The sequence below is a fragment of the Sphaerospermopsis sp. LEGE 00249 genome, from assembly GCF_014299995.1.
Classification (GTDB): Bacteria; Cyanobacteriota; Cyanobacteriia; order Cyanobacteriales; family Nostocaceae; genus Sphaerospermopsis; species Sphaerospermopsis kisseleviana.
Genome location: NZ_JACJUZ010000061.1, coordinates 15,080 through 33,640 on the forward strand (window position 1 = coordinate 15,080; position 18,561 = coordinate 33,640).

General features: G+C 36.6%; 19 protein-coding genes and 1 pseudogene. 10 read left to right on the forward strand and 10 right to left on the reverse strand.

Annotated features, from left to right (window positions below; genetic code table 11):
- Positions 1 to 92: 92 nt before the first annotated feature.
- Positions 93 to 626: a DUF4330 domain-containing protein gene (locus tag H5968_RS18590; protein ID WP_137666719.1), complete on the forward strand. Its 534-nt coding sequence runs from the start codon at positions 93 to 95 to the stop codon at positions 624 to 626.
- 109 nt (positions 627 to 735) lie between these two features.
- Here H5968_RS18590 and H5968_RS18595 read toward each other — a convergent pair whose 3' ends face one another.
- A complete protein-coding gene (locus tag H5968_RS18595) occupies positions 736 to 1,632 on the reverse strand; it encodes an alpha/beta fold hydrolase (protein WP_187041149.1) in 897 nt (298 codons plus the stop codon).
- Positions 1,633 to 1,868: 236 nt separating this feature from the next.
- Between H5968_RS18595 and H5968_RS18600 the strand changes: the two genes are divergently transcribed.
- On the forward strand, positions 1,869 to 2,630 hold the full coding sequence (locus tag H5968_RS18600) for an armadillo-type fold-containing protein (protein ID WP_187041150.1): 762 nt from the start codon (positions 1,869 to 1,871) through the stop codon (positions 2,628 to 2,630).
- A 406-nt stretch (positions 2,631 to 3,036) separates the two neighbouring features.
- Here the strand turns inward: H5968_RS18600 and H5968_RS18605 are convergent, their stop codons facing one another.
- On the reverse strand, positions 3,037 to 3,801 hold the full coding sequence (locus H5968_RS18605) for a WecB/TagA/CpsF family glycosyltransferase (protein ID WP_187041151.1): 765 nt from the start codon (positions 3,799 to 3,801) through the stop codon (positions 3,037 to 3,039).
- A gap of 299 nt (positions 3,802 to 4,100) precedes the next feature.
- Here H5968_RS18605 and H5968_RS18610 point away from each other — a divergent pair, with 299 nt between their 5' ends.
- From H5968_RS18610 to H5968_RS18620, 3 genes are all read left to right on the forward strand, one after another.
- The gene (locus tag H5968_RS18610) at positions 4,101 to 5,774 is read left to right on the forward strand and encodes a SpoIIE family protein phosphatase (RefSeq protein ID WP_187041152.1); all 1,674 of its coding nucleotides are present in this window, start codon (positions 4,101 to 4,103) and stop codon (positions 5,772 to 5,774) included.
- Between the two features lie 3 nt (positions 5,775 to 5,777).
- A complete protein-coding gene (locus H5968_RS18615) occupies positions 5,778 to 6,203 on the forward strand; it encodes an anti-sigma regulatory factor (RefSeq protein ID WP_187041153.1) in 426 nt (141 codons plus the stop codon).
- Positions 6,204 to 6,557: 354 nt separating this feature from the next.
- The gene (locus H5968_RS18620) at positions 6,558 to 6,998 is read left to right on the forward strand and encodes a hypothetical protein (RefSeq protein WP_187041154.1); all 441 of its coding nucleotides are present in this window, start codon (positions 6,558 to 6,560) and stop codon (positions 6,996 to 6,998) included.
- 320 nt (positions 6,999 to 7,318) lie between these two features.
- Here the strand turns inward: H5968_RS18620 and H5968_RS18625 are convergent, their stop codons facing one another.
- Both H5968_RS18625 and H5968_RS25830 read right to left on the reverse strand, forming a co-directional pair.
- Positions 7,319 to 7,570 carry a type II toxin-antitoxin system HicB family antitoxin gene (locus tag H5968_RS18625; protein ID WP_370569789.1) on the reverse strand — a complete coding sequence of 84 codons (252 nt, stop codon included), beginning with the start codon at positions 7,568 to 7,570 and terminating at the stop codon, positions 7,319 to 7,321.
- A gap of 58 nt (positions 7,571 to 7,628) precedes the next feature.
- Positions 7,629 to 7,748: pseudogene (locus H5968_RS25830) on the reverse strand (type II toxin-antitoxin system HicA family toxin); the annotation flags it as partial.
- A gap of 148 nt (positions 7,749 to 7,896) precedes the next feature.
- On the opposite strand from H5968_RS25830, the gene H5968_RS18630 reads away from it, so the two are divergent.
- On the forward strand, positions 7,897 to 8,976 hold the full coding sequence (locus tag H5968_RS18630) for an RNA-guided endonuclease TnpB family protein (RefSeq protein WP_187041155.1): 1,080 nt from the start codon (positions 7,897 to 7,899) through the stop codon (positions 8,974 to 8,976).
- Between the two features lie 64 nt (positions 8,977 to 9,040).
- On the opposite strand, the gene H5968_RS18635 is transcribed toward H5968_RS18630, so the two are convergent.
- Entirely contained in the window at positions 9,041 to 9,208 is a 168-nt protein-coding gene (locus tag H5968_RS18635; RefSeq protein ID WP_255427184.1) for a hypothetical protein, read from the reverse strand.
- 215 nt (positions 9,209 to 9,423) lie between these two features.
- Here H5968_RS18635 and H5968_RS18640 point away from each other — a divergent pair, with 215 nt between their 5' ends.
- Entirely contained in the window at positions 9,424 to 9,642 is a 219-nt protein-coding gene (locus tag H5968_RS18640) for a hypothetical protein (RefSeq protein WP_187041156.1), read from the forward strand.
- Positions 9,643 to 10,123: 481 nt separating this feature from the next.
- Here the strand turns inward: H5968_RS18640 and H5968_RS18645 are convergent, their stop codons facing one another.
- A complete protein-coding gene (locus H5968_RS18645; RefSeq protein ID WP_187041157.1) occupies positions 10,124 to 10,546 on the reverse strand; it encodes a ketosteroid isomerase family protein in 423 nt (140 codons plus the stop codon).
- A gap of 169 nt (positions 10,547 to 10,715) precedes the next feature.
- Positions 10,716 to 11,237 carry an orange carotenoid protein N-terminal domain-containing protein gene (locus tag H5968_RS18650; protein ID WP_137668631.1) on the reverse strand — a complete coding sequence of 174 codons (522 nt, stop codon included), beginning with the start codon at positions 11,235 to 11,237 and terminating at the stop codon, positions 10,716 to 10,718.
- A 318-nt stretch (positions 11,238 to 11,555) separates the two neighbouring features.
- Here H5968_RS18650 and queG point away from each other — a divergent pair, with 318 nt between their 5' ends.
- The 3 genes from queG (at position 11,556) to H5968_RS18665 (ending at position 13,569) form a co-directional block, all read left to right on the forward strand.
- Positions 11,556 to 12,527, forward strand: coding sequence for a tRNA epoxyqueuosine(34) reductase QueG (queG, locus tag H5968_RS18655; protein ID WP_187041158.1), 972 nt, complete (start codon positions 11,556 to 11,558; stop codon positions 12,525 to 12,527).
- Positions 12,502 to 13,137 carry an HAD-IA family hydrolase gene (locus H5968_RS18660; protein WP_187041159.1) on the forward strand — a complete coding sequence of 212 codons (636 nt, stop codon included), beginning with the start codon at positions 12,502 to 12,504 and terminating at the stop codon, positions 13,135 to 13,137. Before queG ends, H5968_RS18660 begins: the two co-directional genes overlap by 26 nt.
- A 135-nt stretch (positions 13,138 to 13,272) precedes the next feature.
- Positions 13,273 to 13,569, forward strand: a complete 297-nt coding sequence (locus H5968_RS18665; protein WP_187041160.1) for a hypothetical protein — start codon at positions 13,273 to 13,275, stop codon at positions 13,567 to 13,569.
- Between the two features lie 141 nt (positions 13,570 to 13,710).
- Here the strand turns inward: H5968_RS18665 and truB are convergent, their stop codons facing one another.
- The 3 genes from truB to H5968_RS18680 form a co-directional block, all read right to left on the reverse strand.
- A complete protein-coding gene (gene truB, locus H5968_RS18670) occupies positions 13,711 to 14,589 on the reverse strand; it encodes a tRNA pseudouridine(55) synthase TruB (protein ID WP_187041161.1) in 879 nt (292 codons plus the stop codon).
- Positions 14,590 to 14,931: 342 nt separating this feature from the next.
- Complete coding sequence (locus tag H5968_RS18675) at positions 14,932 to 16,698, reverse strand: alpha/beta hydrolase (RefSeq protein WP_187041162.1); 1,767 nt, start codon at positions 16,696 to 16,698, stop codon at positions 14,932 to 14,934.
- Positions 16,699 to 17,219: 521 nt separating this feature from the next.
- A complete protein-coding gene (locus H5968_RS18680; protein WP_187041163.1) occupies positions 17,220 to 18,143 on the reverse strand; it encodes a DMT family transporter in 924 nt (307 codons plus the stop codon).
- Between the last annotated feature and the right edge of the window lie 418 nt (positions 18,144 to 18,561).

Here is an 18,561-nt window from a genome sequence, read left to right on the forward strand (position 1 = left end):
AATTGATTATCTAGTTGATTATCTAGTAGGAACAATTGTTACTTCCCTTGAAAACTCTGTTTTAATTCACCCCAACCTCAAAAAAACTTGTTATGCGTATTTTAGATTCCAAAGGTCGCTTATTCGGCAAAATCAACTTACTAGATTTGGGTGCTGCGCTGGTAATCTTATTAGTGATCATCGGCATCTTTATATTTCCTGGAACATCCGGTTCTGTTGCTCAAGTCGGCACAAAAACAGTACCTATTGAAGTAGACTTAGTAGTGCGTGGTTTAAACGTCCGCGATCCTGAGCAGTTATTTAAACAAGGATTTATCAAAGGCGGTAAAACAAATGTAATTATTCGTAATCAACCCTACGGACAAATTGGCATTAAATCTATTCAACAACTAGCAAGAACTGTCACTGTTCCCCAACCAGATGGTACAGTTAAAGAATTAGCAGATCCAAGGGCAAACAATTTTAGTACAGATTTTCTTTTGACATTAGAAGGCAAAGCTCAAGTTACTGATAGTGGTCCAGTTTTAGGTAATAGTAAAGTTAAAATAGGTATGCCTTTTGAATTAGAAGGGTTTAACTATAATTTCAACGCTTCTGTCATTGATATTCGTTTACAAGATAAATAATATTTTGGTAATGGGTAATGGGTAATTGGTAATGGGTAATTGTGTTATTCATTATCCCAATCACCAATCACCAATCACCAATCACCAATCACCAATCACCAATCACCAATCACCCATTTAGCCAAGTTAAAAACTTACGAATTAATCCAATTGTCACCGCAGGTAATTCTAATTGGGGAGTTAATCCCACATTTTCTAAAGGTTGAAAAAATCTAATACTTTGGGGATTCATTTCTGAAAAACGACGACCAATATCAGGACCTGTAAATTGTGATTTTTGTCCCCAAATAATAGCAGTGGGAGTTGTCAACTGTTGAATGTAAAGAGATAAATCAAAACATAAGTCTCCCCGAACAAAAGATAAAGCTGCATATTCAGCATTTGGTTGTTGGGCAGATTGTAAATAAGCGTCTACAATTTCTTGATAAACTCGATTTGACTGGGCAAATTGTCGTTGCTCCAAAAAGCTGCGAATACCTGCATCAGTAGCAATACCTGTACTATATAGCAAACGGTCAACCACAGGTACACTGATCAACTGGGCAAAAAAACTGCGAGAGTAGTCTTGGCCAAAGTCAGAAAGTCCAGCAGGACTGACAAGAATTAAAGACTTAAATAAATCGGGACGAGCGATCGCCACTCTAATTATAAACGCTGCGGTCAGAGAAGAGGCTATTACAATCACCGGCTTTGTACAAGTCTGCTCAATAAACTCTTGAATGGTTGTCAAATAATCCTCAATTTTGTAACTGCGTTGCGGATGTTCCGAGCGACCCCAACCGATTAAATCTGGTGCAATAACTTGATATTCAGCCGCAAAAGCTGGATATACTTTCGACCACTCATAAGCAGAAGAACCACCTCCAAAACCATGCAGAAACAACAAAGTTTCCCTGTCAGATTGTTCGCTTTTGTCTTGCCAAGGAGAGCCACTAGCAGTATAATATACAATCCTACCTAATGAGGTATTTATAGAGAATTGCTCAAATCCTAGAGGTTGTAACATAAGTCTTATTTGTTGAAGTTTGTAACTAATCCCAGTCGTACCACTTAAATAGCTCTAAAATGCTCAATGATTGGGTACAAGTTTTCCATTCTTGTTTATTATTAACTAACTGATTAAGCGTTAGATTAAGCACAGGTTAGATTTGTCGGCGGAACGTCCATGAATCAAATATAATTCTTGAAAGGTGGACATTCTGTCCCCGAATCAAAAAATCTGATATTAAATAGGTAAAAACTGTGACAAAGGCTTCGTCTTCTTGGCGGCAATTAATCAACCGGCTTCCAGAGATTAAGACAGGAAGCCCAAAGCCGCGAAGATTAAAACATTTATCTGAACCTGGAAGCATTCTTGGTTTCTTAACAATCATCGTTGCTATGCTGTTTTGGAACTGGAAGTTGTTGTTAGCACTTGCAGTTGGCATTGGAGTAATGCTCATCGCTTATGCAATACCTAAATGGAACTGGCAAATAAGTTGGTTAGAAATACGCAGGTATTTAAACAGTGCTAACAGTCGGTTAGCTTTAGCAGTTGCTAGTGGTGGTATTGCTACTTTTATGACTTATATGGCCGCTGCCATTTGGGTTGATTCTCCAAGTCTCTGGATAGCTGTTGGTGCTATTTTGCAAGGTTTTGGGACATTACTAACTTTAATTTTGTTGGTGTGGCAAATCTTCAGCTTTCACGGAAATCAAGAGGAAGATCATCTGGAACAAGTGTTAAATAACTTAACAGAAACAGATCCTTTAAAACGCTTGCTTGCTGTGCGCCAACTAACTAAATTCATCACTCGTAAACAAGTTGATGTTTCAGTAAAGCAAGATGTTATTGAATGTTTGCAAATTTTATTGAGTAGGGAAGAGGAAACGGTAGTTCGCCAAGCAGCGTTGAATAGTTTGCAAACCGTAGACGGTTTACAAATGGTAATATCCAGCACTGCCAAACCTCTTGTACCCATAACTCAAAAAATCTCTACAACTGTTAAGCAAGAAGTTTATTAGTTAGGGTTTGCTGAGAAAGTCTTTCCGTGAGGGCATAGGAGTCAGGAGTCAGGAGTCAGGAGTCAGGAGTCAGGAGTCGTAGGGGCGAAGCATTCGGACGACAAATTATCAATTTTATGAAAAGGCTATTTTCCGAATGCTTCGCCCGTACAGGAGTCAGGAGTCAGGAGGAGATTTGAAAATTTCTTTGCCATCTCTTGAAATCCCAAAAAATGCACACTTTTTCCGGTATACCCTTCAAAACCCTTGCACTAATTTCTGTGTTTATCAGCCTCTAACCTTTGATATATCAAGGTTTTAGGTTTATTCAGCAACCCCTAGTTAGTTCTCAGGGAATGGGGAATGGGGAATGAGGAATTGGGAACAGGTAGAAAGTTATTCTCCCACCTTATCACCAATTACCCATTCAAAACCCAGCACTGTGGATACTCCTGGCAGTCAACCGATAAACAAAGGCTTTGAGTACAAACTCAGGCAAAGCCAGCATTCGTCGCCAACGCCAAGGCTCTTGATACAAACGATACAACCATTCTAAATTGTTATTTGCCAACCAACGGGGAGCGCGAGTTTTTCTCCCAGACCAGATATCAAAACTACCACCAACCCCGATCCAAATTGCTTGAGGACAGAAATGGCGGTTTTTAGCGATCCATAACTCTTGACGTGGTACACCTAAACCAACAAATATTACTTGTGGTTGCAATTGAGTTAAAGTCTGCTGTAGTATTTGTTCTTCTTCTGGGGAATGATATCCAGAGTGAGTCCCTACTATATTCAAATCTGGAATTTGCTCCTGCCACAACTTTGCGGCATTTGCAGCTACTCCCGTAGCTCCTCCATAGAAAAATATTTTGGTGTCTGTTTTTTGTTGAGCGATTTCTTGTAACAATTTTTCTGCTAATTCAATTCCTGGACAACGTTTTACTTTTTGCCTGAATAAATACCGCAAATACAAGACTACCCCTGCTCCATCTGGAATCACCAGATCAGCATTTTGAATTACTTCTGCTAGGGAGCGATTACGCTCTGCTTGCATAGTCATTTCTGCATTAAGCGTGACTACATGAGTTCCCCTACCTTCTTGGAGGCATTCTAGCAACCAGTTGGGATAGTTTGTCATCACATGAACTGGTAAACCTAATACTGAAAATTTTGTATCTAATTTATACATAGTAGATTCTTATGAGATTTACACTAAATTATTTAGAAGCTTAGTTTATCAAATTTTTTCCCAGACGGATTGTAAATATCAGCTTACTTTTTGCACCATTCTTCTTTGACCTAAAAATCATCGGTTTACCAGACAAGGATGGTATGAAGAGTAGTAGGCTTTGCGTTATGGAATCGTGGGCTATTAACTGCTAATAAGTGATATCATGTACAGCTAATTACTAAAAATCAATAGTTTTTTCCTGTTCATTGTGAAGAGTTACCTGCCATAAATAAAAGTATCTAAAAATATGGTCAGATATGACTGAGAAAGAGGTAAAAAAGCTTAAACTCATGGTGGTAGATGATGAGCCAGACAATCTGGACTTACTCTACCGCACTTTTTGGCGAGACTTTAAAGTATATAAAGCCATTAATGCCCATGAAGCTTTGGCAATTTTAGATCGGGTGGGGGAGATGGCTATAATTATTTCTGACCAAAGAATGCCAGATATCAACGGGACTGAATTTTTCAGTCGGACAGTAGAACGTTTTCCCGACACAATTCGTATTTTACTGACTGGTTTTACGGATGTTGAAGATTTGGTAGATGCAATTAACTCTGGTCAGGTGTTCAAGTACATCACTAAACCTTGGAAACCTCAGCAACTCAAGACATTAGTTGAGCAGGGACGGGATACTTATACTTTAGTTAAAAAGCGTACAAGAGAACTCCGCTATGCTCTGAAAAGAGAATCTTTATTTAATACTGTAACCACAGCAATTCGAGAATCTTTGGACTATGACAACAGCCTACAAAAGATTGTGGTAACTATTGGACAAACATTTGCTGCTACCAGTTGTGTATTGAGAATAGTAGAGAGCGATCGCCTGACACAAAACCAGTTTTCCTATCATGCTCCTCACTCCTTAGAAATCACCCCACCTCTAGACTCTATCCCTTTAATTACAGAAGTTCTCCACACCCAAAAATATCAATTAGCTCAAGATACTTATGATCAAAATCCTTATCACTACCTAGTTGTACCTTTTAGCTACCAGCAGCACTTACTAGCTGTAATGACTCTTTATCAATGGGGAAGTCAACAACCTTGGCAAGATGAAGATATCCAACTAATTACAGGTGTGGCAGAACAAGCAGCTTTAGCTCTCTCCCAAGCTAAACTCTACCAAAGTCTGCAAGAAAAACAACAGCAAATCCGGGTTGAACTGCAATTAGCCCGCCAAATTCAAAACAATCAGCTCCGTCAAACCTTACCAAAAATTGATGGTGTAAAAATACAAGCTTGCTGTCACCCAGCACGGGAAGTAGGAGGAGATTTTTTTGAAGTTTTTGTCCATCCTCAAGGTGATTTGTGGCTGGCTGTGGGTGATGTTTCCGGTAAAGGTGTACCAGCGGCTTTATTTATGGCCAGTGCTATTTCTCTGTTGCGTCGGGAATTATCTCACGAATCGCCAGCGGAGCCGCATATTGTGATGCAAAATCTCAACTATGCTCTAGCTGATGACTTAATCAGTAACAATTATTTTATTACTCTTGTTCTTGCATCTTATAACAGAACTACCCAGGAACTTGTCTATGCTAATGCCGGTCACATTTATCCTCTCTTGTGGTCGAAACCAGTAACTTTAGCTACTCAACCCCATTACCTGAAAATCCGCAGTGTTCCTTTGGGGATTTTACCCCAATGGCAAGCACCGTCAGGGCGCTTAATTCTCTCTCCTGGAGATACCCTACTATTAGCTAGTGATGGAATTACAGAAGCTAAAGTATCAATAAATTCAAAAGGTTCTATAAAAACTGATAGTAGCACTACACCTAATAACTTTTCTATGCTCAACCAAGAAGGTATTTGGCAACTTATACAAGAGCAGTTTCAACCTTTATCTCTTGAAAATTTACTCACTTGTATTCAAGCAAATAATTCTGTGCAAGAAGATGACCAAACTCTACTTTCCCTGGAGGTTTTGTAACTAATGAAAAGTGAGCTTCATGTACCAAGTGACTTGAGTTGTATCAATATCGTCGAGACTTGGTTGTTGGTATGCTTGAAAATCCACTTGGGGGACTCTGTAGATTGGTCAGAACAATCATCTCGTTTGCGTTTGGCTTTGGTTGAAGCATACACTAACGCTGTACGTCATGCTCACAAAGATCAGTCTAGTTTGCCCATATTGCTGCGTTTAGAACTAAAAGATCGGAAATTAGCGATCGAAGTTTGGGACTATGGTCAAGGTTTTGATTTGTCTACCTACTTTCCTCCTAGTCCTGGACAGAAACAAGAAGGTGGTTATGGATGGTTAATTATGAATCGTCTGATGGACAAGGTAGAGTATCGGTTGCAGGTTGATGGTGCTAATTGTCTGAAGTTGGAAACTACTATACCCAAACAGGTTAACTGACCGGAGATTTTAGATTTTAGATTTTAGATTTTAGATTTTAGATTTTAGATTTTAGATTTTAGATTTTAGATTAACAAATGTGGTTCGCTCTCCCGTCCTTCAGGACGAGAAAATACTCGCTGCGCTACGTATGCTTCGCTAACGTAAATCCAAAATCCCATAATCAGCTTTTGGCTGAAAACCTTGGTAATTTATTAAGAAATATGAATAAAATTAATAACTTTTGCTAAATTTATTTGATTTCTTAGTGATAGTTATCAAATAATTTAACATACAAGGCTGCTTTGCAAAATTAGGAACCCAGTTTGGGTAATCGAAGAGCCTGAAGTTGATACTAAATTCATCACCTTGCTTATGAAACCTTTATTCTGCTTATCACCCCGCTATCGTCTTGATGATGAATCTCGTTGGTTAGAAGGTATTGATCCTAGTCGTCACTACTGGATTGCGGTGAATGGAGAGAAAAAGGTAACATTAGCTCTGCCAGGGTTAATAGTTTCTTCGATTGAAGAGTTTAAGCAGGTGATTCGCAAGTTTCGTTCTTTACAACCAGGCGAAATCTTGAATCTAGCCAGAATTTCTAACCGTTGTATAATTCGGTGCATAAGTAATAACTGCTATACTATAGAAGCAGAAGTCAATAATGCTCCTGTTTGTCATCTTTTTGACCAAGAAACTTTAGAAAGTTTGTTAATGACAGCACATCCAGACTGGCAATGTGCGCCCTCAGATATTGAGTTAGGTAGAAAATTGTTGTTGCGTTCTTTGGCTCAACCAAGTTTTAGTAAGAGTTAATGCACTTACATATATATTAAGTCAAAAAAGGCACACATCCTCGAATTATCAAGAAATGGAGGATTTTGATGTTAGAGGATGTTTTAAAAGTCTCTCATGATGTATCAAATATTTTCAGATCTCCCTAAATCCCCATTGAAAAGGGGGACTTTAAAGAATTTAGCCCCCCTTTTTAAGGGGGGTTGGGGGGATCAATCAGTGTCATTGATGACAATAAAAAACTTTTGAAACAACCTCTTAAATGCTCCCAAACTCTTTGATATCCTCAGCCTCAAAAAAAGGAATTTTTGGTGAAAACCCTAATTATATTCTAGAGGAAATTAGGCAATAGATTCAGATAATCGCTGTTCTATCCAAGAGTTAAGGCTTTTACCTTCCTGTCTAGCTTTTATTGCAATTGTTTTGTGCAATTGAGGATTAATTCTCACTACAAATTTACCTGAAAATGGCTTATCTGGTTCTTCACCGCGTTGTTTGCAAAATGCTAAATAATCATCTACTGAATCTTGAAATGCTTTTTTTAATTCCTCTACACTACTGCCTTGAAATGTAATTACATCTCTAATATTAATAACTTAACCGTGAAAAATTGCCGCTTGATCATCAAATTCTACTACTGCTTCATAACCTTTATATTTCATCATTATTGAACCCTGCTTCTAAGAGAAAACGTCGTATAGATTTAACAGCACCTTTGTCTGTTTCTTTTTCAGGATGTGGCCTATGGAAAACTGACCTTACCCCATTGAGCAAGTCCTAAGTTGACAATTTACTAGACAAACCTATACAAGTACATACAAAACTACAAGTATTTGACGTATACATGGAATAAGTTGACTAAAAAATTAGGCAAAATGTGTCAGAATTAAATAATATAGTATAGTGTTGACATCAGCAAATGCTTTTATCCATCAAAACACAACTCAAGTTAAATAAAACTCAAGAAATGTTAATGGCTAAACACGCTGGTATAGCAAGGTTTACCTATAATTGGGGTTTAGGGACTTGGGCTTATTTGTACAAAGATGGATTAAAGCCAAACAAATACATCCTCAAAAAATTCTTTAATAATCATGTAAAACCTGAATTGGCATGGATTAAAGAAAAAGGTATTTGCCAGAAAATCACTCAATACGCCTTTGATAGTTTAGGTGAGGCTTTCCAGAGATTTTTTAAAGGACAGTCTAAATATCCTAACTTCAAAAAGAAAGGGAAAAATGATAGTTTTACAATTGATGCAGGTGGTAAACCAATTCCTGTAGGTGGTACATCAATAAAACTACCAACAATTGGATGGGTAAAAACTTATGAAGGATTACCTCATACTACTTGCAAAAGCATTACTATTTCTAGGACTGCTGATAGCTGGTACATAGCTTTTTCTTATGAACAAGAATGTCAGCCAACTATTAAAAAACATGATGCTGTTGGTGTTGATTTGGGAGTAAAGGAACTAGCTATTCTTAGCACTGGTATTACTTTTGCTAATCCTAAACACTACAAACAGAACTTAGCTAAACTGCAAAGATTATCTAATATCTACTCTAGAAAGGCTTCATGTTCAAGCAATAAACATAAAGCTAAAATTAAACTAGCTAGACATCATGCGAGAATAGCAAACCTGAGAAAAGATACTCTTCATAAACTTACTACTTACTTATGTAAAAACCACGCCAAGATAGTAGTAGAAGATTTAAATGTTTCAGGGATGTTGTCAAATCATAAATTAGCTCAAGCAATAGCTGATTGTGGATTTTATGAGTTTAAGCGTCAGCTAGAATATAAAGCTAAAAAGTTTGGCTGTGAAATCATAATTGCTGATAGATTTTATCCATCAAGTAAAACCTGTTCTCGCTGTGGGCATAAAAAAGAAAATCTTTCTTTATCCGAAAGAATTTATTACTGCGAGAACTGCGGTTTTGAAATAGATAGGGATCTAAACGCTGCAATTAATTTATCGCGTCTGGCTAAGGCGTGAAAGTCTACTGAGGGATAACTGCTCCCATGCTCCCGTTGAAGTAGAAAGTAAAGTCTAGTTTTGTCTAGGTTTTATATAGCAGAGCAATTCTTACTCTTGAACCAGAACCCTCTGTGATTTCTGCTCCCAGTGCTAAAAACAAACTTTCCACATCAGTCCAAGGTATGTTTGCTCTGACTGGGTTCTCAAAAATGTCTTGGAGTGTTTTTTGGTGTTTGTTGTTTAGTTCCATTTATATAGTATCATAGAGTGATACTATTACCAATTAATATGTGTACATATTGACAAGAATTTTAGTTTGCGTGAGCAGTGGGAAAGGTTAACAGCTATTTTCAGCCCATACTTTGAGATAAGTATAAAAAATATAACTATTTTCAGAAAATATACTACTAGCTTATAAAAATTACACTTTGTTAAAATGTGTAAAACTTATACAGGCTCTATTTCATGATTACTTTACTCAACGATGCCCTAACGCTGACATACAACCAACTAAGCGTCTTTTCTAGTTTAAATATTTTCTGGCAGGTTTTAGAAACGGCTTTTGGTACGCAATACAACCGTAGTTTTGCGGAAATTCTGCGTTTACAGTGGCAAGCAGGTGATTTTAGTCAACTTCCGCAAATTGAGATTCTTGATAGCAGTGTTTTGGGAACTAGTGTTTGAGTTTGCCCGTGTAGGTAATGTTGATATTACCCTTAGCAGTAGTGATTTCAGTTTGGTTGTGTAGTCTTTAGAGGAGACAAAAACAGTTTTCTCGTTCCCATAATACAGAATACGGGAGCGAGAGAAATTATTAATTGTCAATTATTAATTATCAATTATCAATTATCAATTGTCAATTATTAATGATTATTTTGATTGTAAATATACCAGCATTGTAGGGGTTTAGAATTGCTTAATGGTGTCAACTTAACGTAAAACCCATCACCGGACTGGGAATTCATTCCCAGTCTAATAGCAAAAGTCATCTAAAGATGACGAAAAATATCCAAAATTTATATAGCTATAGCCATCAAGATTAGGACGTAAGTAAGGGTTTAGCAATGCTAAACCCCTACGAAAGATATGGGTTTTTGACCACAGATATTTAAGGTTGATTGTCAATATGTAATTCCTAAAATTATCAATTATCAATTATCAATTATCAATTATTGAATGGCGTAATAGTATATTCTTTATTTGGTGGACGCAGGGAAATTAAATCTTGAGGTGAAGCTAAAAGTTTGATTTTAGCTTCTAGAATTTCCTGTTGTGGGTTGAGGATAAATAACCATAAAACATTAACACTACACCAAGAAGTGTGTGCTTTACCTGTAACTTGAATTTGGATTTTTTGATCTGCTGAATTTTCAATAATTCCTTGGTGGGGTTCGGCTTTAATGTCTTGCGCTTCTTGATGGAGATAGGAAGCGATCGCATTTCGTCCCATCACCGCAGACTCCAAAGGTGGATACATCAAACCATCTTCAGTAAATAATGCCGCAGTATTTGTAAAATCACCTGCGTTTAAAGTGGTAAAATAACGCAATATAGCTGGTTCTGTAATTCCTTCAATAGTAATATTCATATTTTAAATCGCAGGTAATTGGTAATTGGTAATTGGTAATTGGTAATTGGTAATTTTCCTCCTGACTCCTGACTCCTTGATCTCCTGACTCCTAAAAATAAATTATTCCCAAGTAATTACCTGGGAATAAAATTGTAAAAAGACATTGAGGTTGGAAGGATATCAGCAATTAGTCAGCTAAAGGATCAACACCCATTTCTGTAACCACTTTGCGGAAAACTGTAATTTGCTGACCAAAATCTAATTCTTTGAGAGTTTGTAAAACTTGTGCGCCATCACGGGAAATCTGATAACCTGGTGGTACTGGTACTACAAAACCTTTTGCCATTAATTCTGCTAATTCGTACCAGAAAGCTAACTTAGTGTTAGCACTGAAAATACCATAAGAGCGAGAAACTTGAGTATTTTTTTGACCAGCTAAATCACGCATCGCTTCTAACTGCTCTGCATGAGACATTTGTTTGATTTGATTCAACAAACCTTCTGCCAGTTGTAATCTAGCTGCACCTGTAGCGGCTGGGGTAATGGATTTACCCATTTCTGTGTATGCGTACCACAAAACTGCTAGTTGATCATCAATGCTGAGGGCTTTAAATACAGCAATGGTTGAGGTGACAGTATCAATTGTTTGGTTGCTGTAGTTTAAAGCACCAGAAAAACGGGTTGAAGCTGAATCAGAAGTGAAAGTCATTATATTCACCACAGTTTATTAACTAAATTTGTTGTTAATCAGTGGGAGGTGGGCATCACTCTGGGTTGCTTGACCTCTTGTCAACTATTTTGCATTATTTCTTAACAAAATGCAAATAAAATTTACAAATCATAGAGTTAAGGAGAACAAATGAAAAAAAAGATGATATTGTGTATAATGTCAAAGCAATTTTTCTGATTAACTCCTTTGAGGTAATTTGAGGTAAAAAATTACTCCTACTCTTCCTTTGTGTACTTTGCGTACTTTGCGGTTCATTAACAGAAAAACTTAGCAACTACACCAGGAAGGAGCATAAACATGAAAAAGTGTAGCTTAACTAGTAGTCTCATCAAAGAGAAAGCCCAAGAGATAGGCTTTCACAAAGTGGGTATTGCTGCTGTAGAAGGGGTAGACGCTACAGAAATTCAAAGGCTGCAAGCATGGATGGCAATGGGTTATCACGCTGACATGGAATGGATGGGAAACCCAAAACGTCAGGATATTAGTTTGGTAATGCCAGAAGTGCGATCGCTGATTTGTGTGGCGTTAAATTATTACACACCACATCAACATCCAGAAGGGGAAGAATACGCGAAAATTTCCCGTTATGGCTGGGGAAGGGATTATCATAAGGTACTGCACAAGAAACTAAAACAACTGGCTACCTGGTTAGAATCACAGGGTGAAGGGATAAAAGCCAGATATTATGCAGACACCGGACCAGTACAAGATAAAGTTTGGGCGCAAAAAGCTGGTATTGGTTGGATTGCCAAAAATGGTAATCTCATTACTAGAGAGTATGGATCTTGGGTATTTTTAGGAGAAATATTAACTAATATCGAGTTAGAGAGCGATCGCCCTGCTACACAACATTGCGGTAATTGTACAAGATGTATCCAAGCTTGTCCTACTGGGGCAATTACGCAGCCTTTTGTAGTAGATGCTAATCAGTGCATTGCCTATCACACTATTGAAAATCGAGCAGAAACATTACCAGAAAATATTAAAACTAACTTGCATGGATGGGTTGCTGGTTGTGATATTTGTCAAGATGTATGTCCGTGGAATCAGCGTTTTGCTCAAATAACTGATGTTACAGATTTTTACCCATATCCTGAAAATTTAGCACCCAAGCTGGTAGAATTAGCGCAAATCACAGATGAGGAGTGGGATAGACGATTTACAGCATCAGCTTTGCGACGCATTAAACCCAAAATGTTACGAAGAAATGCCCGCGCTAATCTTGACTCATCTAAACTAAAAAATGACTCAAAAAGTAATCATCTTTGATTTTGATGGCACAATTGCAGATACAGTAGATGCTCTTGTAAATATTGCCAATCGTTTAGCTGTAGAGTTTGGTTATGTACAAATATCTGCTAATGAACTGACTCTATTAAGGAACTTAACCTCTAGAGAAATTATTAGATATTCAGGTATATCTTTGTTTAAGATACCTTTTTTAGTGAAAAAAGTTAAAGGGGAATTAAAAAACAAAATCAAAGATTTAGAATCTATACCAGGAATTAAAGAAGCACTTATAGAACTCAAAAATAAAGAATATAGATTGGGAATTATTACTTCTAATTCTCAAGAAAATGTAAGTGCATTTCTCAAATGTCATGATTTAGATTATTTATTTGAATTTATTCACTCAGGAGTAACAATTTTTGGGAAAACAACTATAATTAATAATGTATTAAGACAAAAGCAAATCAAACCACAAATAGTAATTTATGTGGGAGATGAAACCAGAGATGTAGAAGCAGCCAAAAAAGCTAATATTAAAGTAGTTGCTGTTACTTGGGGTTTTAATTCTCCTGAAGCACTAGCTAAGGAAAATCCTGATTTTTTAATTAATCATCCTAGCGAACTATTAGAAGTAATCAAAAATTGCTAAGAGATTGTTTGAAAACTTGAGAATCTATCGAGTCTCAAGGAACAATAACAGGGGATGTCAAACGCATTCCTACTTGGCCTTACCAACTTTTATCAGCAATCAGTCATTAGGGTTTGCCGAAAATATAAAATTATTATGAGAGCGAGAATTGAAAATAATGTTTTATTTATTCACCATGAGGATGTACCAGAATTTAAAAAAGGTGGTTCGGTGGTGAGAAATTCTTATTTTTGGGCTTTACGTTCTATTGCTGGTCGTGCTAGACGTGGTAGTGATTGGGAATATGAGTTTGAGGTTTGGTTAGCGTTGGCGCGGATGTTGATGTCTTTTACTGAGTCGGGATATTTGGGATATAGAGAAACTATTTTAGAGTTTCCCTTATCCCAAGGTGAGATTCCTAGTATTTTACGGGATGTGGGAACTTGGGAATAACGAAGGCAAGAGGCAGAAGGCAGGAGTCTGTTTTTGTCAGGGGTATTTATACCCCACTTCAAAAAATTTTCGCCTTTAAATGCGTGGTTGTATACCCGATGTTTATGATACTTTGCGAAAAGAATATTGTGGGTTTGAATATTAAGAAATAGGTTCAAAAACCATTTGGGGTATTAATATTTGATCTTGGATTTTTCCAACTCCTAAAAAGCGGTTGTCTTGTTCATAAACTCTTACTAAATCTGAAATTTCGAGATTTACAGGAACTTTCTGTCCTTGACACCATTTTTTGGCTAATGTGTCTGGTAGGCTTACGGGTGATAGTTGTTGTAATGCTGCATCTGAGGGGATGGTTTGAAATGTGCCGGTTTGCAGTTGGTTTTCTATGTCTGTGAAGGTGAGGCTGTTTTCTAAGTAAAATCCGCTGCTTTCTGTTCTGGTTAAGGCGGCGAGGGTTGCTCCTGTGTTTAAAAGTATGCCTAAGTCACGGGCGATCGCTCTAATATATGTTCCTGCACCACAGGCGATCGCCAAATCCAATTCCGGGAAATCACTATCACGCCAGTCTAAAATCTCTATTTTTAATACTTCTACCGTTCTCACTGGTGCTTGCACAATTTCTCCTTGACGTGCTAAATCATACAGACGTTTACCTTCAACTTGAATCGCACTATAACTAGGGGGAATTTGCTCAATTTTACCGATAAATTGGGGTATTTCGGTTTCTATGGCGGTTAATTTTAAGCCAGGACAAGGTTGAGAGGTGATAACTTCCCCTTGTAAATCATCAGTAGTAGTACGCACCCCAAAACGCACGGTAGCTTTATAAGCTTTTTCACCGGGTAAATATTGTAATAATCTGGTGGCTTTACCCAAAGCGATGGGTAAAACTCCTGTAGCTGCTGGATCTAAAGTTCCTGCGTGTCCCACTCGTTTTAAACGCAACAGTTTTCTGACTCGTGCTACGCAGTCATGGGAAGTCCAGTCATCAGGTTTGTTTAAATTGATAAAACCCTGCACAAATAATTCGTAATTGTTAATTAGAAATAGAGCCTACGGAACGCTGGCGCGAACGTAATTAGGGTTTGCTGAGAAAGTCTTTCCGTGAGGGCATAGGAGTCAGGAGTCAGGAGTCAGGAGTCAGGAGGAGATTTGAAAATTTCTTTGCCATCTCTTGAAATCCCAAAAAATGCACACTTTTTCCGGTATACCCTTCAAAACCCTTGCACTAATTTCTGTGTTTATCAGCCTCTAACCTTTGATATATCAAGGTTTTAGGTTTATTCAGCCAACCCTAATTAATTATATAGCATTTTCTATTTAATTACAGTGTGGGAATAAAGAGTTAAACAAACAACATCACTAAAAAATCAACAAATGTAGTAGGGAGACACCAATATTTAATATCCAAAATCCCCATCTGACTATAGTTAAAGAGAGTTTTTTTTTGGGTATAGCTGGTTGATGATTATGCTCTAATATTGGTGCTAACTGTAGAGTGTTCAGAGATTTTACGAGACTTAAACCTAAAGATTGACTAGAAATAGTTTGAGCATAACCAGCGTTGAGGTAGGGAAGATATTGTGGTTTTTGATATACAAAAGTTTGGAAAAAAGGCAAACTTAAAGAATTGATGTAAGCACGCGATTGGGAAGCATTACCAACCATGTTTGGGGGTAATGCTATTTGTTGACTTCCAGGGTTACTATTACCAATGCTAGAAAAATGAGTTGCACCAACAAGCATAACAAGATATTTGTGGGGATTAGTTAACCAAGAAAAAGGTAGGATTTGTTCATATAAAGCTGGTGCTACAGTATCTTCACTGCTACCAATAAACATCACAGGAGTTTGCATTTGATTTAAACCAGATTCACCAAATATAGAACTGGTGATGGGGTTAACAGCTATCGCGGCTTTTATTCTCTGATCTCGTAAATTAATATTCTCTTGTTGTGTAGATTTATTTTGCAATTCCAAAGCGCGACATTGCAACAATAAAGACATATTCCAGGTATCTTGTAGCGCATCTGGTTGACAATCTTTTTGTAGTTGTTGAAAGTTGATTTTTGCCCCGGCTAAAGCTAATGCAGTATAACCACCAAAAGACTGACCAAATATTCCCACTTGTTGCAGATTTAACTTACCTTTAAATTCACCATCAGACTGGTTAGTTTTTTCTAGTTTATCTAATATATATTTTATATCTAAAGGTCTATTAATAAATTCATTTGCTTCTTGTAGTTTCCTATTATTTCTATTGTTGAAAAATAGATGAGGATGATTAGGGACGACAACGGCAAATCCATGAGATGCTAAGTGTTTGGCTAAATAACGAAAGTTACTGCTATCTAAACCCAAGCCGTGAGAAATCACAATTACTGGTGTGGTATTTTGAAGATTGGGAATATAAATATCCGTTAATAAATGTCGATCTCTGGTGATATCAAAAAATTCCAGCGTAGATTTTTTAAATGTAAAAATACCAGGATTTTGTAAATTTGCTAAGAAGGATAAATTTTTCTTGGGGATAGTAGCAGCTTCTATTTTTGATTGTTGTTGAAGTATGGCGATCGCTTGCTGAGTTTCACTAATTATATTTTCCAGTTCACCAGCTATCTCTAAGCTATCAGCTAAGTTAAGACGAATACTACTGCTAGGATAATTGCGTAATAAATTTAATAACGTTAATCCTTCTGGTTCCCCAGACGCTGAAATAATCGCAGTACGTAAATCCTCAATCTCTGAATCATTTTGAGGAGATTTAGCTGTAATTAATTTAGCCAAACGTTGCAGCATAAATTCCCCTTGCTGGGTGTGGAGAAATTGTGACGCAACTGCCGGAGTAATTTTGACATTACTAAGTAAAATTTTGCGTAATTCTTGCAGTTTATCAGATGAAATATATTGTTGATAAACTGCTAATTTATCATCAATTATTCCTGTTTTTGTATAGGTTTCTAAACTCATCACAGGAATAGGAATTTCCAGGATAGAATAAGCAGCGTAAATTTGCTCTGCTGCCATCACAGAATTACTCATTCCAAATGTTGGCAGCAACATTGAAAGCACCAGCAATAAGAATTTTTTTTTCCAGCTGCTGGAAAAGTTACCAAACAAACTATTCATCGCTCAAATGTTTCCGTGATGTTGTCTAGCGAGGCGTTAAATTTGGTAGTTATTCAAACACCCTGTTGATTAATTTATATACTATTGATTACATCTGTGTTCTGGATAGTTTTGAGCTTTTTTTTGTCTGCTGAAATAAAAATTTAGCTATTCAATCATTAGAGCAATTTGTACCTAAATGGATGTGGATCTATTGATTTATATAGATATATATTGAAAATTTTAGTAAATAAAAAAAACTCTTGCCTCAGTGTTTATGATGTAGCTTTCTAGAGTAAATAAATCTAAACCTTGTTAAAATTTTTGTAAAAATTATGTTTTTTGTATTGCATGAGACTGCAAAATCAGATATCTTTGTTTTTGAGCAGTAACTCAACATTAAAAAACCTCAGACTCAAATCACCGACTTCTTCAAGAAGTCAGGGATCTATCCACAGATTATTTTACGTTTAATTATGTTGATCTATTTAGAGAAGAACTATTTGAAAAAACTTCGGAAATTGTGAATTTTCCAGTAAATTCTATTTTGCAGACTTACCCAAGGCGATCGCTACTGAACCAGAAACAACTAATAAAGCGCCAATAATTCCTATTAAGGTAATATTTTCTGGGGGAATAAGCTGGGGAAAAATACCCGCTACCAACTCCACAGCTATTAAAGTGACAATGGGAGCTAAAGCTAAAACTGCACTGACTCTGGAAGCTTCCCAATGTTCTAAAGATTCAGCAAAAGAACCATAAGCAATTAAAGTATTTAAACCACAAAATAATAACATTGATAAATGCAGAAAATCAAGATTAAAAATTTTATTGACTTTGGTAAATGGCGTAAATAATAAAGCACAGCCGCCATAAATAATTAGCATAATATGATAAGATGATAAAGATTGTAATAGTTGCTTTTGTGCCAAGGCATAAATAGCCCAGCAAACAGCACCTAATACCAGTAATCCACTACCTACAAGATATTGTCCTTGGGCTGTAATTAAATTGCTAATTTGAGCTTTAAAAAATAATAAAAACCCTAAAGTTAAGACACTAACACCAAACCATTGCCATAATGTATAACGTTCTCTAAAAATAACTAAACCCCCAAAACCTAATAACACAGTAGATAACTGAATAATTACTTCTGCATTACTGGCAGTTGTTAATGCTAAACCTTGCATGAAGAGAAAATAATTACCTCCCAAAAATATTGTCGCTATTGCTAATAATTTTCCCGAACTAGAACGTAATTGTTCGATTGTTGGTAATTTTTTTTGTACAAACAAATAAATTGCCAGCAATATAAACGACATCAAAAACCGAAACCAAATAACGGTATAGACATCTAAAACTTGTAGTGTTACCTTTAAGGCAATTGGTAAAATTCCCCATAAAAACACCGTAAGTAACGATAAACTTAGTCCTAAACGCCAGCGGCCGGAAGTTTGATGTATCATATTAATTTCATGGGATTATTTATCATATATTTTAGGTTTGGGAATGGGGAATAGGAAAAAAGTGATTATGAGTCATTAACCCGTGATGATATCATTTTGTTAAAAGAATACAAGGGGAGCATCCCAAATGTGTAAATTTATTTTTATCTAACGACATAAAATGATCCAAGGGTCTGATATGATTGAACCGCAAAGGGCGCAAAGGACACAAAGGTAAGAGAGTTAAGCGAGAGTTTTTGGTGTGGGTGCGTTTATTTTCGCAAAATTGGTGGTTTTAATTATGAAGTTTTCATATAGCAACCCTAAATCAATCATGAGAAAACACCGTAGTCATGAAGTTTAGGGAAGTCAAATATTTGACAGTTGATTGATAGTTCAAATAACTCCTTGATCACAGTAAACGAGTGACAGAAAAAAT

Excerpts from the sequence above, each read along its gene's own strand:
- H5968_RS18590 (WP_137666719.1), top strand. The coding sequence starts at position 93 with ATGCGTATTTTAGATTCCAAAGGTCGCTTATTCGGCAAAATCAACTTA.
- H5968_RS18595 (WP_187041149.1), bottom strand. The coding sequence starts at position 1,632 with ATGTTACAACCTCTAGGATTTGAGCAATTCTCTATAAATACCTCATTA.
- H5968_RS18605 (WP_187041151.1), bottom strand. The coding sequence starts at position 3,801 with ATGTATAAATTAGATACAAAATTTTCAGTATTAGGTTTACCAGTTCAT.
- H5968_RS18610 (WP_187041152.1), top strand. The coding sequence starts at position 4,101 with ATGACTGAGAAAGAGGTAAAAAAGCTTAAACTCATGGTGGTAGATGAT.
- H5968_RS18615 (WP_187041153.1), top strand. The coding sequence starts at position 5,778 with ATGAAAAGTGAGCTTCATGTACCAAGTGACTTGAGTTGTATCAATATC.
- H5968_RS18620 (WP_187041154.1), top strand. The coding sequence starts at position 6,558 with ATGAAACCTTTATTCTGCTTATCACCCCGCTATCGTCTTGATGATGAA.
- H5968_RS18630 (WP_187041155.1), top strand. The coding sequence starts at position 7,897 with ATGCTTTTATCCATCAAAACACAACTCAAGTTAAATAAAACTCAAGAA.
- H5968_RS18635 (WP_255427184.1), bottom strand. The coding sequence starts at position 9,208 with ATGGAACTAAACAACAAACACCAAAAAACACTCCAAGACATTTTTGAG.
- H5968_RS18640 (WP_187041156.1), top strand. The coding sequence starts at position 9,424 with ATGATTACTTTACTCAACGATGCCCTAACGCTGACATACAACCAACTA.
- H5968_RS18645 (WP_187041157.1), bottom strand. The coding sequence starts at position 10,546 with ATGAATATTACTATTGAAGGAATTACAGAACCAGCTATATTGCGTTAT.
- H5968_RS18650 (WP_137668631.1), bottom strand. The coding sequence starts at position 11,237 with ATGACTTTCACTTCTGATTCAGCTTCAACCCGTTTTTCTGGTGCTTTA.
- queG (WP_187041158.1), top strand. The coding sequence starts at position 11,556 with ATGAAAAAGTGTAGCTTAACTAGTAGTCTCATCAAAGAGAAAGCCCAA.
- H5968_RS18660 (WP_187041159.1), top strand. The coding sequence starts at position 12,502 with ATGACTCAAAAAGTAATCATCTTTGATTTTGATGGCACAATTGCAGAT.
- H5968_RS18665 (WP_187041160.1), top strand. The coding sequence starts at position 13,273 with ATGAGAGCGAGAATTGAAAATAATGTTTTATTTATTCACCATGAGGAT.
- H5968_RS18675 (WP_187041162.1), bottom strand. The coding sequence starts at position 16,698 with ATGAATAGTTTGTTTGGTAACTTTTCCAGCAGCTGGAAAAAAAAATTC.
- H5968_RS18680 (WP_187041163.1), bottom strand. The coding sequence starts at position 18,143 with ATGATACATCAAACTTCCGGCCGCTGGCGTTTAGGACTAAGTTTATCG.